Source organism: Candidatus Saccharimonadales bacterium (genome assembly GCA_035945435.1).
Classification (GTDB): Bacteria; Patescibacteriota; Saccharimonadia; order Saccharimonadales; family DASZAF01; genus DASZAF01.
On the sequence record DASZAF010000009.1, the window covers coordinates 1 to 13,774 of the forward strand.

Below are 13,774 nucleotides of genomic sequence, written 5' to 3' on the forward strand. Positions count from 1 at the left end.
GTGGACATATAGCTCTTCATCCCAAGGGAGTATGACCATGACCCTAAACTATGCTCCTGTGAGCATCACCGCTCCTTCACCTGTTCAACAGATCTCCTATTAGGTAGCTGTTTTTATGGGCGGCATGTCCAGATAAGCTCCCCTTGTGCGACATAGTACAATGGAGATATGGGCATGCTGCTTCTTGCACTGATCGTGATCTTCATCTTGGTCATGCTTGGGGAATCCCTGAGGCACGTTATCCCCTATCATCCTGAGATCAGCCGAAAGTTTATCCATATCACAGTTGCAGGATTTGCGGCCACTTGGCCGCTCTTTTTATCCCGGACGGACATCGTTCTTATTAGTATCTTCCTGTTTGCTGGCATCGTGGCCTCGCGCTATCTTGCCTTCTTCGAATCGATCCACAGTATCGGTCGCAAGACATGGGGCGAGCTCTTCTTTGCTATGAGCTTTGGTGTTGTCGCCCTGATGACCGGTGATGCATTGGTCTACGCTGCGGCTATCCTGCTGATGGGCGTGGCAGACGGGCTGGCCGGTATTATCGGCTCGGTCTATGGCAAAGATCAGACATACAAGGTCTTTAGCGGTACGAAAAGTGTTATTGGGACAACTACTTTCTGGGTACTGTCACTTATTATCGTAGCGTTCTGTATCGTCCTCAACGGCCAGCATGCCAGCTGGACAATCTTACTCTGGTTCCCATTTGCGGCCGCTCTGCTTGAAAACATCAGCATATCAGGGGCCGATAACCTGATTATTCCGATCTTCACGGCGATCATTCTTGGCGAGATAACTTCGATCCCCGCGAGCTATGGCGATCTGATCGGTAGCCTGCTCGTCATCGCGTTGGCGGCTGTTATTATTGCTCAGCTAACCCCGTCAAAGCGGTTTAACTATCAGCGCCGATTTCTGGCCTACGTCAACTTGCCTGTCAGACATATTCTCGCCCGACGTCGCTAGTTGATATATTTCTCCGGGACGTAATCAACGGCCTTAAGAGAGAGGAACGGGCCCTGCTGTTTCAGGAGTTCCGTCCCTTTGACAATATGGTAATCGATGCCCGGTATTCGCTTGAGCTTCTGGAGTTCATCGAGGCTACTTAACCAGCGATACTCATAGCCTTCGAGGCAGTGGACATCTTCGCTAGTCGCGTATACTGCGAAGTGAAGCCCGAGTGAACCTTCGTAGTAGTACGAGTCGATCAGGAGGAACTTGTCTTCTAGTTCGAGGCTGGTCTCTTCAAACACCTCACGCTTCAGGGCCCCAGCGATGGTCTCGTCAGGGTCAACTTTTCCGCCAGGAAAGCCCCAATGGCCTCCGAACTTCTTGGCCCCATCCCATCGTCTGATAACAAGAAATTTGTCGCCTCTATAGATAGTGCAGGTCACGACCGGGATGGGATGATTCATATGACCAGCCTACCATATCGCCTAGTGAGTGGGTATTTGATAAGCTGATGCGTATGACAGATAATACTCAATCTTCCAAACAGAAAGTACGCGTCGGCATCTTTTTTGGTGGCCAGTCGGCTGAGCATGAAGTCTCTCTTCAATCAGCCAAGAATGTCGTTGAAGCTCTTGACAAGGCCAAATTTGAACCAGTTCTGATCGGCATCGACAAACAAGGCCAGTGGCATCTTCAAGATTCATTCAAGCTCCTCGAGGAGGGGCGCACATTCGACCGCACCGCCCTCGAAACTAAGGGTTCTGATGGCGTTGTGACATTTCTGCCCGGTAGCCAGACAAGAGAGCTGGTTGACAGTGGCTCTGGTCGTCACGACAAACCTATCGATGTTGCCTTCCCGGTGCTTCACGGACCACGTGGCGAAGACGGGACGATTCAGGGCTTCTTTGAACTGGCTAATGTCCCCTACGTAGGGTCAGGTGTCCTCGGCTCGGCTGTCGGCATGGATAAGGATGTCATGAAGCGGCTGCTTCGTGATGCCAGCGTTCCCATTACTGACTTTGTGGCTCTCCATGATGTTGATCGCCATGAGATCGATCTAGATGGACTGATTGACAGATTCGGCCTGCCAATGTTCGTTAAACCTGCCAACATGGGTTCGTCGATTGGTGTTAGCAGGGCCACCGATAAAGCGACCCTCCAGAAAGCAATCGATGACGCGTTTCAGTTTGATCAGAAGATCCTTATTGAGAAAACTATCGAGGGTGACGAGATAGAGTGTTCGGTTCTCGGAAATGAGAAGCCGAGAGCTTCGACTGTCGGTCGGGTCATCCCGAAAGATAACTTTTATAGCTACGACGCCAAGTATCTCGATGACGAAGCAGCCAAACTGGAAATCCCGGCGAAGATACCCGAAGCAGTTGTCAAGAAAGCTCAGAAGACGGCTGTCGAAGCCTTCAAAGTCCTCGGCTGCGAAGGCATGGCTCGGGTCGACATGTTTGCCACCAAGGATGGCCAGATTCTGGTCAATGAGGTTAATACCATCCCCGGCTTTACGATGATCAGTATGTATCCAAAGCTATGGGAGGCTAGTGGCCTCTCTTACTCTGATCTAATAACCGAACTCATCAACTTAGCCATAGAACGCTTCAAGAAGCGTAACTCGCTGAAGAAGAGCCTGCATTAGTCAGCTTTTTACTGGTTTTAGTGATCTCAGAGAGTAGATCATAAAGAGCCCGAAGCCGATCTGGAAGAGAATCTGACTCTGTATCAGAAAGCCGTGAGCGGGGCGGACATAGATAGCTGCCGCGACACCTGAAGCGAAGACAAACAGAAGTAAACCAAAGGCCTGTGGCGTACGCAGCTGTCTGAGAGTCAGCCAGGCTATCAAGACGAGTTGCAGGCTAAAGAGGATTGAACCCAAGATTGTGTGCGCCCAATCGAACAGTGAACTGAAAGTATACGGTGTAGCTATGATACCGAGAGTCAGGAGGAGGAAGATGATGAAGGTGGCTCTCAGGATCTTCGGGGCACAGACCGATCTCTGGGAAACGGCTATAAGACTAAGGACAGAGCTGCCGAGCAGGGCCACGGCGTACGGCGCGAATGTTGAAGCGTAGATCCCGAAATAGCTGATACCACTATTAGCGGCGAGACTACGGGGCCGTACGGCGATACAGATTGCCAGCCCGATGTAGAAGCAGAGTTGAGCAAGGATAAAGTAAAAGACCGATCGATTTCGGTGCATACGGCTATTATATAACCTTTCGTCAGAACTGCTGCGGGTCAGGTACGTCGGTGCCAATCTGGTCGGCGACCCGTAGAAGTTCACGGAAGGTGTGAATACCGTGGGAGGCTTGCTCGATCAGGAGTGGATCGGCGTGGGCGTTGAGGCAACCGTTCGAAAGGATCTCAGCTAGTCTGCGGTAGTATGGGATGTCGTGCTCTAGAGTCAGAACCCTCAAGGACCTTTCGGGCAGAGAGTCCAAGGCCTCCCCTCCCCAGATACGGTAGATGAGATCCCTAATGGCGGTTTGAATTGTAGCGACAACGATCTCTCGTCGTGCATACTGGACGGTCAGCATATTGTGGGCACGAGGGCTCTTCAGTTCCTCGGCAGTCCAGTCGAGCGCGTCCTCAGCGCTCATCTGGCGGCGGAGCGTCCTCCGGTGTATCAGCTGAACTAGTTTAGTCCTAATCTGATCTTGATGCAGAGGCCACAGTTGGAAGGCGATGGCGCGGGCATAGAGATCGGGCGTGTACATGCTGCGGATGATCTGATCGGAGAGATCTTGACGCTCAAACACCTCCCTTATGCTCACTCCACGGCAGCGAGCCACGACGGTAGCTACGCAGTACGTGCTGATAAAATCGGCCACGTCTAGCTCGTCGATATCGACCGTACCGCGTCCGATCTCAATGTCGGCGAGCGCAGCGGCACTGTCGTCAATGCGGTCGATATAGCGGTCGCCGACGTCATAGCCAGCTTGGTGAACCTGCGCTTCCATCGTTTCGGGGGTCTGGGTAGTACATATCTGAGCCAGTATGACTTGAGCCTCACTTGCCTGACCTAGTGCCGATGGTAAGAAGCTGGTGACCTGTTCGGGAGTTGGGCGCGGGTCTATCTCCCAGAACGAGTCCTGTATCACTCCCATCGTTAAACGTTGTTCAGCTCGGTGAATCTCTTTCCAGACATCGAACGATCGGTACGCTGCCAGGGTGGCCAACTGCAATAACTCATCCCCGCTCGAGGGGATCATAAAAGGGTTCTCATGGCCACCCAGTCTCTCGCCTGGACCATCAGTGCTCATTTATATATTAAAACATGTTTCGGCAAGTCTCTCCTCGAAGACAACAAAAAAGCCTCTTTATTAGAGGCCTCTTTGATTCCCTGGTTATCTCTCAGGCAACGGGGGTGATATTGACGAGCGTCCAGGTAGTCTCTTCACCGTTGCAGCGCAGGCGATAGTTGGACTGGCCGTCGGTCATCTCGAAGATTCGGATGATGTCCTTGCCTCGTCGGATTAGGTACTGCAGCCCTTCACGGAACGTGTAGGTGTTGCCGTCGTATTCGATGCACTTTGGGAAGGTCTTAAGTTCCTTTTTGTTTTGAAAGTAAACTGCGGTGACGTTAACTTCTTGATTGATGGCGATCTGCTCTTTCATATTCAGTTTCTCCTACAACTTATCTGATGTATAAGTGCCAAATGAAACTAGTCCGATTTGACGCTTGGGACGAACGGATTTGTGGTGTAGGTGCTACCTGGATAAAGACCTGCTGCCCGTTCGACAAGCTATCTCGTAACCAGTTAACAGTTGATTGAATATGGAGACTACAGGGACGCTTAACAACTCGTGTCAGTGAGTATGTAACCTCTAGAACTTGAGATTGTTGGCCTGTATGTAGAAAGGTGACTCCACCAGTACACACATGACTGTATTTACTATATACCCGCCGGCCAGTCGTGTATATGTGAAGCTCATCATATTATTGTAATTTTGACTATACTATCTGTGTATAAGTCGGCTTGCAAGGTGTTTATCAGGCCCGATCTACCCTCAAAAATTGTCTACTCTTCAGCTTGGAAGCCGTTGTTACTTATACATTCGTCCGGCTACCACGGACGCTGCTGTTGTTGTGGCTGTGCCTGCTGTGGATTGGTGCTTGGAGGGGTCTGTGGGCTCGGGTTTTGTTGTTGGTTGTTTAGGGCGGTCGAGATATCTGTCTGGGCGGTGTTAACAAAGGTGTCTTTGTCTCGGATGATGGCTTGGGGTGGTAGCTGTTGTGAGCGGGTTGTTAATCCGTCGATGCGCTTAACGGCAGTGCCAATGGCCAAGAACTCTAAGAGGTTGGTACCGAGTTCGTAGACGTATGTCTTGATACCGAGAACATCGTCGGCCCCCACCTGCTGTGCCTGATCCATAATCCGCTTTAGGGACTGTTCACGGGCCCCATAGATCATCTGAGTCTCGGTGGTGATCTCGCCTCTGATCATGTTCTTGAGGGTTGCCCTAATCCCGCCGATGACGCCGAGAGAGTAGACTGATGTCCCGAGGACGAGCTGAATCGGCATGTAGCCCATATTGACGACGTTCCACATCTCCTCGGCTGTCAGGTCGCTGGTTACGACCCCGCCGATAGAGCGCTGACCAATACCGTACTGGGAGACGGCCTGGTGGTTAACGGCCGTACCTGTCATGACCATCTCTTGGACTTCTGGTGTCTCGAATGGCTGGATGGAAGTGCGGATACCGACGACAGAGTTTGCACCTGCTTCACGCGCCTCATTGGCAATGCGCTCGATCGCCCGCTGGCGGGTCGTGTTAAAGACGTTACTGTACTGGGTCACCTCACCCTTGGCGAGGGTTCTCAGTTCGCCGAAAAAGTTCCGGCCGATACCGATGGCGTAGGCTACGTTACCGAAAACAAAAGAGATAGGAGCGAAACCGGCGTCCATCATACAGTAGAGCTCCTGTCCGTCGGCTGACGATGTGAAGGCCCCATTAGTCACTTGGCCGTCGCTTCGATGAAGGGCTGAGCCGATCGATAGAAACTCGATATGCCTTCCCTGGAACAGAAGGTCGTTGGTGACTCCGGTAACACCGCAGCCTTGATACTGCGCGACCTCACTCTCGACTCGCCCAAAGGCTCGCTTACGTCCTTCCTGGATCATGCTGGTGATCGAGGTTAATTCACCACCTATGGCTGCCTTAAACTCGCTGTGAAGCCCACCAGTAATGCCCATCGAAAAGACACTATTGCCGACAATGATATTACCTGGCCGGTAGCCAAGGAGAGCGGCGCAGTACATCTCGTTACCTGAGAGTCCGGACAGAGCTGGTGGTCGACTGGCTGGCGTCGGTGCCTGAGTTGGGTCCTGGTACTGTTGATCGTCCATGATGTCCTCGCCCACCTTATCTTATTGCTTCTATTGTAACGTATTCTTTAAAACGAAACGAGGCAGCCGAGTATTACTAGGCTACATTATTGACGATATGTTTTGTTTATTATAGTTTAATACCAATGAGCAGAGAGCAAGTAGACGACCTTTTTCTGAAGACTAAAGATGCCGAAGAGCAAGCTATTGAGGGTGCCAGCAGACGAATCGGTATTACGGCGATATTAGGTGCGGCCTGCGCCTATCTTATGACCCAAGCTAGTTTTCTCAGTCACGAGCTTCAAGATAAGATCCCAAGCGGAGTCATCGAGATGGTCGGGGCAGGACTTGGTGGTCTGGCCGTTCTAACTGCGATTGGTGCAGGGCGTGAGACAATGCGAGCCATATCCCTCTCTCGCAGAGGGGCAGGTATTATGATGGTCATAGCCGACAGGATGTACGATGAAACAGATGGCACGGCTGCTCCTGATACTCGGCGTCGCAAGGTTACACAATCGTAGCATGAAGTTTGCTTAATTGAGGAGGAAGATGGAATGGGACGACGAGAAAGAGACGAAGATCCTGAAAGACTGCTTGCTCAATATGAGAGAGATTTTGGGAATCAGATGCTAAATAAAAGGTTTGGTTGGTTGGCCCTCAATGGTCTAGTGGCAATTGGCCTTGTCGGCTCTCGGGAAGATATTTACGGCCTGATAGGTAACGGTATTCCGCAACAGATCGGGCTATGGGCTGTTACAGCTGGCCTACTTGCTAATCTGGTCCGCATGGGTTTCAAGTCGCGCAGGGAGGCGATGGAGTCTGCGGTGAACTACTACACTGTTGAGGAACAGGGTCGTCAGCGTGGTCCAGAGGGTGAACCTGGCGACGGTATCCCCCGCGGCCCAGATCAACAGTAGACCAAGCGGTTAGGAGCCAGGGCTTTCTGTCGGCTTGATGTGGAGTTTTTCTTTGGCGTGAAAGCCAAGGACGAGCAGGAATAGCCCTCCCAGAAAGACGATAAAGATAGCCCGATCGATCACATTAGCGGCCACGATGTTGGCGCTCGTAATATGGTGCAGTTTCTCACTGAAGATAAGGAACGACTCACGGATACCGATAGCGCCAGGGGTCAGGGCGACAAAAAGGGCGAAGTTAGCAGCTCCCGTATATGTAATTGCCTGATGAAGGCTGATATGGCTATTAACACTGTGAAGCTCGCTGAAGTAGATGGCAACTTGGATGATGGCTTGGAGGACGGTAGCCAACCCTACGTATGAGAGAGTGCTCCAGTTGATTGCTACCTCGCCTTCCTTCATCTTGGAACGACTGTGGTAGATAAACAACACTAGGCAACTCAATCCGCCAATAGCAATTGTTGCCAGCAGAGTCTGCCACCACGGCCGGCTTCCCGTAAGAAGCATGAGCCCGCTCACAAGAGCGTAACAGGCGTAATAGATAAGTGTGGCAAAGATATAACTCCTAACACGAATCTTGTACTTCTGCTTCAAGTAGACGGCTCGTACAGCCGGACCACCCTGTCCCGGGATGAAGAAGTTAACCAGAGAGGAATACGCGTTCAATAGAAAGTTCTCACCCGTAGGCAGTCGCTTACCGCATACTCTGGCACTTGCCTGGAGGATGAGGGCAAGTGCGCTAAACCAAAGAACGTAGAGAAACAGTAGCCAGACCACAACAAGAGGTCGAGTATGTCTGAGTTTTGTTAGTAAGTAACTATGATGGTCTAGATAGTAAGCGAATACGGCAACCGTCAAGAGAGTGAGGACAACGCTGATAACGAGGCGAAGACGTTTATTCATAGCTTGATAGAATCTCGCATGCTCTTGTATTATAGCCTACAGCTAAGGAGGTGTGCGGTTCAGCGTTTCATCAGATACTACCGTATAATGATCTATGTCTGATATGAAAGAACAACTGAAACGCGTCAAGCCGATCCTGACCTCGCGACTCTTCTTCCGAATAACGCTGATATTCTTTATCTTCGAATCAGTCTGGATTGCCTTATCTGCCGTTTACCCCCAGGCATTTGATGAGAATTTCCATTTCGGTATTATTCAGATCTACTCACACTACTGGCTGCCATTTCTGAAACACCAGCCAACAGGGGCAGACGCCTATGGAGCTGTCCTCAGGGATCCTTCCTACTTCTTCCAGTATCTGATGAGCTTCCCCTATCGTATAATCGCATTCTTTGTTCATGGCCAGATGGGCCAAGTCATTCTGCTCAGGCTGATCGATGTAGGGTTCTTCGCTATGGGTATCGTCCTCTTCAGGCGGGTTCTTCTCTACGCCAAGACCTCGCTAGCGTTAACCAACCTCTGTATGCTTCTCTTTGTCCTGATCCCAATCGTTCCACAGCTGGCTGCCCACATTAATTACGATGATATGCTCTTCCCATTGGTCGGTTGGGCCTGTCTGCTAACCTTTCAGTGGATCGATGAGATTCGAGCTCGCAAGCCGTCTATCCGAACACTGCTGACGCTGGCAACTGTCTGTATCTTCGCCAGTATAGTTAAATACGCTTTCTTGCCTATCTTTGTTGGCATCATCCTCTTCACGGCCATTATTGTCTTCCAGACGTACCGCAAAGAAGTTTCAGGCCTGTTTAAGAGCTTATGGCAGAGCTGGAGAGTGCTCGCACTCTATATTAAGGCCGCCCTCATCACTCTCTTTGTCATCGGCGTTGGTCTCTTTGCTCAGAGAGATCTCTACAATCTATATAGATATCACGCTATTACCCCTGACTGCCAGGCAGTTCTGACTATTAAACAGTGCCACCAATACGGTCCGTGGGCCCGTAACTATGATACCCATCAGGATGTTCTCAAAAAGAAAGCCGAGGGCAAGATAAAGTATGACAATCCTATCAAGTATCTCGGCCTCTGGAGCTATTGGATGTGGTTTAGGTCATTCTTCGCCGTCAGTGGTCCGGCCAGCAACTACGCCAACTACCCACCCTTACCCCTGCCTGCCGCTACCGCAGCCCTGATTGGACTGAGCGGTATCTCTGCCGTCTTTGTATGGCGCCGACAGATACTCCACAGCAACCCGTACATTCTCTTCTTCTTTCTAGCTAGCGGAGTGTATATCGTCTCGCTACTCATCGATGGGTATGCCCAGTACCGCTATACAGACGAATTGGTTACTATGAACGGACGTTACCTGCTGCCAGTTCTTCTCTTTATGTGCGCCATTATAGGCAGGGCATTCAGCCTAGCCCTCCGCAAAAAACCGGCCTACTGGAAAGCTGCGATCGCTGTCATAGTAGTCCTGCTCTTCTTGCAAGGTGGTGGCTTCCTAACGTTTCTGACCCGCAGCGATGCAAGCTGGGATTGGGATAACCCCGTCGTCGTCAAAGTTAATAATGCTGCTCGGGCAGCAACCAAACCGGTTCTTTTTAAAGGCAGCAGGTATTACCCGGGTAAAGAGTGGGTTTTTAACTAAGACTTTTTGGCCTGCGCTGACTGTATTTTCTTCAGAAGCTCGAGGGCGTCTTCCTGAAGTTTTCGGTTGATACGTATGAGATCTGCGATGATTCCAAGTGTATAGGATATGAAAGCCGCCATTAGAACAACGCCTCCCGCGATAAGTGATTGCAAGTGGTGGCTACCATAGACTGAACCAGGCTTCTGAGTTAGCGATAGCCAGGCAAAATGAGCAAACGGTACTAGGCCGATGATGAGCAGTATCGTTCCCATAGTTATAAAGACTGTGTATGGCTTGTACATGATGAACGATCTGATGATGGTTGGGGCCGATCGTCGGATATGCTGCCACGATGACTTAAACTGACGCGAATCGCGAAGCTTCGGGTTGGTCTTTATAGGCATAATGACGATGGCTTGCTTCTTGCGTGAGGCCTGGATCGTTGTTTCGGTGGCCCAGCTGTATTCAGCAATTGGATTGAGATCAATCGCAGCTTGTTTTGAATATGCCCTAAAACCACTAATGGCATCGGGGACTTTTGAGCCAGCCGCTGCGTTAACGACCGCTGTCCCTACTCTCTCCAGAATCTTCTTCGTTGGTGAAAAGTGCTCGATTGTATGAGTCTGCCTATCTCCGATTACCACATCTGCTTTCCCGTCCAAGATAGGCTTAACGAGGTCCGGTATCCGCTCCTGAGGGTACTGGTTGTCCCCTTCTGTCAGCACAATAATATCCGCTCCAAGGGCCAGTGACTGCTTAATGCCGTCGGCGAATGAGATACTTAGCCCTTGATTTTTGGCATGCCGAAGAATGTGGTCGACGCCAAACTTTTTAGCGACCTCTAATGTCTTATCTGTCGATCCGTCGTCTATAAGGAGAGTTTCGATCTTATCGATTCCTTCAATCTTTTTAGGGAGTCCTTTAAGAACGAGCGGCAGTGTTTTTTCTTCGTTCAGACACGGGATCATTATGACTAACTTCACGATCGGTCTCCTCGTCACTTCGTCTATCTCCGTTAGTATACAGTATTAGACAACATATTCCTGAGTATAAGTTGATAGATGGTTGCGTTCTAGTGAGATCTATGGTGCTCGATTTTCTTCACTAAATAATCAGATCGTGCCTTTATGTGGGTATGGTATGTGTATTTTGGTCTTTACCTCTGGTAATTTGACAAAATTATGCTATAGTCAATAAAAAGAAGTCGTTGTCAATTCGGAAGCGACGACGGTGGGTGTTATTTAAAGCTGGCATATGGAAACTAAACGACTCCGGACCATCCTCTATGTAAGTGTCTGCATCGTCTTTCTGGCAGTTGCATCATTCGGCGTTCTCGACAGAGAACATATTAGGAACCAGCTCAACGACTGGAAGCTCCTACCACAACCCGAGAGGTTGACAGAACTCTACTTCAGCAACCCAAATAGCCTGCCGTCAACCTATAAAGCCAATCAGACACAGAACATTGCTTTTACAACTCATAACCTCGAGTATCACCGTGAAGATTATCACTATACGATCACTGAAACCGGGGCTGATCATAAAAGCTCAGTGCTAGGTTCAGGCGCTTTTGAGCTGGCTCAGAACCAATACGAGCATAAATCCCAGCCCGTGAGCCTTACCGATCTCGGGAGCCGGGTACAAGTGACGATCAGCCTGACTAATTTTAACGAGTCAGTTGATTACTTGCTAAACAGGAGCGGATCATGAGTCCGCAGAATCGTAAACTGGTCTCTGTTATTATCCCCTGTTACAACGAGGCTGGAAGCATCAAGAAGGTGGTCCGCGACTTTCATAAAAGCGAACTTACGAACGCCGCGTTCGATTTCGATATTATTGTTATAGACAACGCATCTACTGACGGTACGGCTGATAAAGCACGAGAGACTGACGCGAGAGTCATTAGCGAGCCCAAGAAAGGCAAAGGTAGGGCTATTAGAGCAGGGTTTAATAACATTCATCCCCGTGCAAGTTACGTCGTTATGATTGACGGTGATGACACATACCGTCCGGAAGAAGTCTTACGTTTACTTGAACCGCTGCACCATGGTTTCTGCGATGCAGTTGTTGGTTCGCGACTGAGTGGCAAGATCCATAATAATAGCATGACCTTTCTGAACAGATTTGGTAACTGGACTTTCACCCACATGGTTCGCTACTTCTATAGTGGGGCCAACGTAACAGATGTACTAAGTGGTTATTTTGCTTGGAAGCGAAAAACAATTGACGAACTTGTCCCACATCTTAAGGCCCCCCATTTTGCTATAGAGATGGAAATGATAACGAAGATGGCGAAGATGGGGTATGAGGTCTACTCGGTGCCGATCACCTATAACCAAAGACTGGGCGAAGCAAACCTTAGACCTTTTGGTGATGGTTTCCCGATCCTCATAATGTTTTTGAAGAACTTGCATTGGAAACATCGCGTTAATACGGAAGATGGGTTGGTAGAGGAAGAAGTGTGAAGATAGTATTTGTTTCCGACACCATCTACCCACATATGCATGGCGGCAAAGAAAAACGCCTTTATGAGCTAAGCACGCGTCTAGCGAAGCATGGGCACGACATCCATATCTACACGATGCATTGGTGGGATGATGCCGCGAAGACTCACCACGAAAGTGGTGTTACCTTACATGCTATTTGCAAGAAGTACGAGATGTACAACGGCGACAGGCGCTCAATCAAAGAGGGTATTATGTTTGGTCTTGCTTGCTTCAAATTGTTTGGGGTTAAATTTGATGTACTCGATGTCGACCACATGCCCTTTTTCCCTATACTGACCGCATGGGTTGTCTGTACGGTGAGGCATAAAAGGTTTTACGGAACATGGCATGAAGCACTTACTCGTAAAGAGTGGGTCGACTACATGGGTGTTGGGGGAAATATAGCAGCGATCATTGAGCGTATATGTATTCGCCTCCCCTACTCCGTTATAGCTGCCTCTAGGTTAACCGAAGGGCGCGTTAAGATCATACTGGGAAGATCTAATCGTATTAGTATGATTCCTTCTGGCATTGATAGCCATTCGATGGAAACCATTACTCCCGCTCGCAAAAGAGTTGATGTGTTGGCTGTAAGTCGTCTCGTCAAGGACAAGAACGTCGATGTGCTTATTAGGGCAGTCGCGCTTCTTAAAGAAGAAAGGCCAAACATTTCCTGTGTCATCATTGGACACGGTCCCGAGAGACAGCGTATTGCCCGTTTGATTACAAAACATAGTTTAAAAAAGAATGTAACAGTGCTCGAGAAACTTCCCAGTGTTTATCCGTATATGAAGGCTGCAAATGTTTTTTGCTCACCTTCCTCACGGGAAGGCTTTGGGATTGTCACGCTTGAGGCCTTGGCGTGCAATACCCCTGTCGTGACTGTTGCCGAACCCACTAACGCTGCCTCAATGCTTATAAAACCAGGTAAAAATGGATCCGTAGTAGCTCTCGACGAGAAAGATTTGGCTGGTGCAATCGGATACTGGCTCCATGAAAGCAAGTCAGCAGAGATCTCCAAGACCGTATCAAGGTATGATTGGGAAGTTTTGGTTAAGAAACAGCATAAGGTCTACGCATCATGAAAATAATGGTTGTGACACCCTATTTTTCACCAAAAATTGGTGGACTCGAAAGCTATGCTTTAAATCTCTCGCAGGAACTAAAGGCCCAGGGGAATGAAGTCTTTATAGTGACCTCAAATCATTTAGCGCAAAAAAGGGCAGAAGAAACGATCCAGGGACTTCGAGTAACGAGACTGCCTGTGCTCTTCAATCTTTGGAATACGCCTGTTAACCCGCTTTGGTATTTTAGTTTACGGAAGATTATCAAGCGGGAGAAGCCAGATATTATCAACGCCCACTCTCCTGTTCCGTTCATGGCGGATATGGCGATTTTGGCCTCTGGTAAAACCCATACCACCCTGACTTACCATGCTGCTACCTTAGAGAAAGATGGATCAACTATTTTTAGTATCATTGCGAAGATTTATGGTTTTCTGCAAAAGCCCTCATTTCGAAAGGCCAGTTCGATTGTGGCGGTCTCGCAATATGTTAAGGA

General features: G+C 49.4%; 16 protein-coding genes. 9 read left to right on the forward strand and 7 right to left on the reverse strand.

Annotated elements, in window-relative coordinates; genetic code table 11:
• The first annotated feature begins 168 nt into the window (after nt 1–168).
• Complete coding sequence (locus VGS28_00985) at nt 169–963, forward strand: hypothetical protein (GenBank protein HEV2412361.1); 795 nt, start codon at nt 169–171, stop codon at nt 961–963.
• Here the strand turns inward: VGS28_00985 and VGS28_00990 are convergent.
• A complete protein-coding gene (locus tag VGS28_00990; protein HEV2412362.1) occupies nt 960–1,412 on the reverse strand; it encodes an NUDIX domain-containing protein in 453 nt (150 codons plus the stop codon). The genes VGS28_00985 and VGS28_00990 overlap by 4 nt on opposite strands.
• A 53-nt stretch (nt 1,413–1,465) precedes the next feature.
• Between VGS28_00990 and ddlA the strand changes: the two genes are divergently transcribed.
• The gene (ddlA, locus tag VGS28_00995) at nt 1,466–2,593 is read left to right on the forward strand and encodes a D-alanine--D-alanine ligase (protein HEV2412363.1); all 1,128 of its coding nucleotides are present in this window, start codon (nt 1,466–1,468) and stop codon (nt 2,591–2,593) included.
• Here the strand turns inward: ddlA and VGS28_01000 are convergent, their stop codons facing one another.
• The 4 genes from VGS28_01000 to VGS28_01015 form a co-directional block, all read right to left on the reverse strand.
• Nucleotides 2,594–3,154, reverse strand: a complete 561-nt coding sequence (locus VGS28_01000; protein HEV2412364.1) for a hypothetical protein — start codon at nt 3,152–3,154, stop codon at nt 2,594–2,596.
• A 22-nt stretch (nt 3,155–3,176) separates the two neighbouring features.
• Nucleotides 3,177–4,217: a hypothetical protein gene (locus tag VGS28_01005; GenBank protein HEV2412365.1), complete on the reverse strand. Its 1,041-nt coding sequence runs from the start codon at nt 4,215–4,217 to the stop codon at nt 3,177–3,179.
• A 91-nt stretch (nt 4,218–4,308) separates the two neighbouring features.
• Nucleotides 4,309–4,572: a hypothetical protein gene (locus tag VGS28_01010; GenBank protein HEV2412366.1), complete on the reverse strand. Its 264-nt coding sequence runs from the start codon at nt 4,570–4,572 to the stop codon at nt 4,309–4,311.
• Between the two features lie 449 nt (nt 4,573–5,021).
• Nucleotides 5,022–6,320, reverse strand: a complete 1,299-nt coding sequence (locus VGS28_01015) for a heavy metal-binding domain-containing protein (GenBank protein HEV2412367.1) — start codon at nt 6,318–6,320, stop codon at nt 5,022–5,024.
• Nucleotides 6,321–6,430: 110 nt separating this feature from the next.
• Between VGS28_01015 and VGS28_01020 the strand changes: the two genes are divergently transcribed.
• Nucleotides 6,431–6,805, forward strand: coding sequence for a hypothetical protein (locus tag VGS28_01020; GenBank protein ID HEV2412368.1), 375 nt, complete (start codon nt 6,431–6,433; stop codon nt 6,803–6,805).
• A 33-nt stretch (nt 6,806–6,838) separates the two neighbouring features.
• Complete coding sequence (locus VGS28_01025) at nt 6,839–7,201, forward strand: hypothetical protein (protein ID HEV2412369.1); 363 nt, start codon at nt 6,839–6,841, stop codon at nt 7,199–7,201.
• Nucleotides 7,202–7,210: 9 nt separating this feature from the next.
• On the opposite strand, the gene VGS28_01030 is transcribed toward VGS28_01025, so the two are convergent.
• Complete coding sequence (locus tag VGS28_01030) at nt 7,211–8,101, reverse strand: lysylphosphatidylglycerol synthase transmembrane domain-containing protein (protein HEV2412370.1); 891 nt, start codon at nt 8,099–8,101, stop codon at nt 7,211–7,213.
• A 103-nt stretch (nt 8,102–8,204) separates the two neighbouring features.
• Between VGS28_01030 and VGS28_01035 the strand changes: the two genes are divergently transcribed.
• Nucleotides 8,205–9,746, forward strand: coding sequence for a hypothetical protein (locus VGS28_01035; GenBank protein HEV2412371.1), 1,542 nt, complete (start codon nt 8,205–8,207; stop codon nt 9,744–9,746).
• Here VGS28_01035 and VGS28_01040 read toward each other — a convergent pair.
• A complete protein-coding gene (locus VGS28_01040) occupies nt 9,743–10,711 on the reverse strand; it encodes a glycosyltransferase family 2 protein (protein ID HEV2412372.1) in 969 nt (322 codons plus the stop codon). The genes VGS28_01035 and VGS28_01040 overlap by 4 nt on opposite strands.
• 271 nt (nt 10,712–10,982) lie before the next feature.
• Here VGS28_01040 and VGS28_01045 point away from each other — a divergent pair, with 271 nt between their 5' ends.
• The 4 genes from VGS28_01045 to VGS28_01060 form a co-directional block, all read left to right on the forward strand.
• Nucleotides 10,983–11,438, forward strand: a complete 456-nt coding sequence (locus tag VGS28_01045; protein HEV2412373.1) for a hypothetical protein — start codon at nt 10,983–10,985, stop codon at nt 11,436–11,438.
• Nucleotides 11,435–12,193 carry a glycosyltransferase family 2 protein gene (locus VGS28_01050; protein ID HEV2412374.1) on the forward strand — a complete coding sequence of 253 codons (759 nt, stop codon included), beginning with the start codon at nt 11,435–11,437 and terminating at the stop codon, nt 12,191–12,193. Before VGS28_01045 ends, VGS28_01050 begins: the two co-directional genes overlap by 4 nt.
• On the forward strand, nt 12,190–13,299 hold the full coding sequence (locus VGS28_01055; GenBank protein HEV2412375.1) for a glycosyltransferase family 4 protein: 1,110 nt from the start codon (nt 12,190–12,192) through the stop codon (nt 13,297–13,299). The genes VGS28_01050 and VGS28_01055 overlap by 4 nt, the downstream gene beginning before the upstream one ends.
• On the forward strand, nt 13,296–13,774 hold a 479-nt coding region (locus VGS28_01060), incomplete at its 3' end, for a glycosyltransferase family 4 protein (protein HEV2412376.1). The genes VGS28_01055 and VGS28_01060, both read left to right, overlap by 4 nt.

What these genes read in the sequence shown, in the direction of transcription:
- VGS28_00985 (HEV2412361.1), top strand. Translation starts at nt 169, where the DNA reads ATGGGCATGCTGCTTCTTGCACTGATCGTGATCTTCATCTTGGTCATG.
- VGS28_00990 (HEV2412362.1), bottom strand. Translation starts at nt 1,412, where the DNA reads ATGAATCATCCCATCCCGGTCGTGACCTGCACTATCTATAGAGGCGAC.
- ddlA (HEV2412363.1), top strand. Translation starts at nt 1,466, where the DNA reads ATGACAGATAATACTCAATCTTCCAAACAGAAAGTACGCGTCGGCATC.
- VGS28_01000 (HEV2412364.1), bottom strand. Translation starts at nt 3,154, where the DNA reads ATGCACCGAAATCGATCGGTCTTTTACTTTATCCTTGCTCAACTCTGC.
- VGS28_01005 (HEV2412365.1), bottom strand. Translation starts at nt 4,217, where the DNA reads ATGAGCACTGATGGTCCAGGCGAGAGACTGGGTGGCCATGAGAACCCT.
- VGS28_01010 (HEV2412366.1), bottom strand. Translation starts at nt 4,572, where the DNA reads ATGAAAGAGCAGATCGCCATCAATCAAGAAGTTAACGTCACCGCAGTT.
- VGS28_01020 (HEV2412368.1), top strand. Translation starts at nt 6,431, where the DNA reads ATGAGCAGAGAGCAAGTAGACGACCTTTTTCTGAAGACTAAAGATGCC.
- VGS28_01025 (HEV2412369.1), top strand. Translation starts at nt 6,839, where the DNA reads ATGGGACGACGAGAAAGAGACGAAGATCCTGAAAGACTGCTTGCTCAA.
- VGS28_01030 (HEV2412370.1), bottom strand. Translation starts at nt 8,101, where the DNA reads ATGAATAAACGTCTTCGCCTCGTTATCAGCGTTGTCCTCACTCTCTTG.
- VGS28_01035 (HEV2412371.1), top strand. Translation starts at nt 8,205, where the DNA reads ATGAAAGAACAACTGAAACGCGTCAAGCCGATCCTGACCTCGCGACTC.
- VGS28_01045 (HEV2412373.1), top strand. Translation starts at nt 10,983, where the DNA reads ATGGAAACTAAACGACTCCGGACCATCCTCTATGTAAGTGTCTGCATC.
- VGS28_01050 (HEV2412374.1), top strand. Translation starts at nt 11,435, where the DNA reads ATGAGTCCGCAGAATCGTAAACTGGTCTCTGTTATTATCCCCTGTTAC.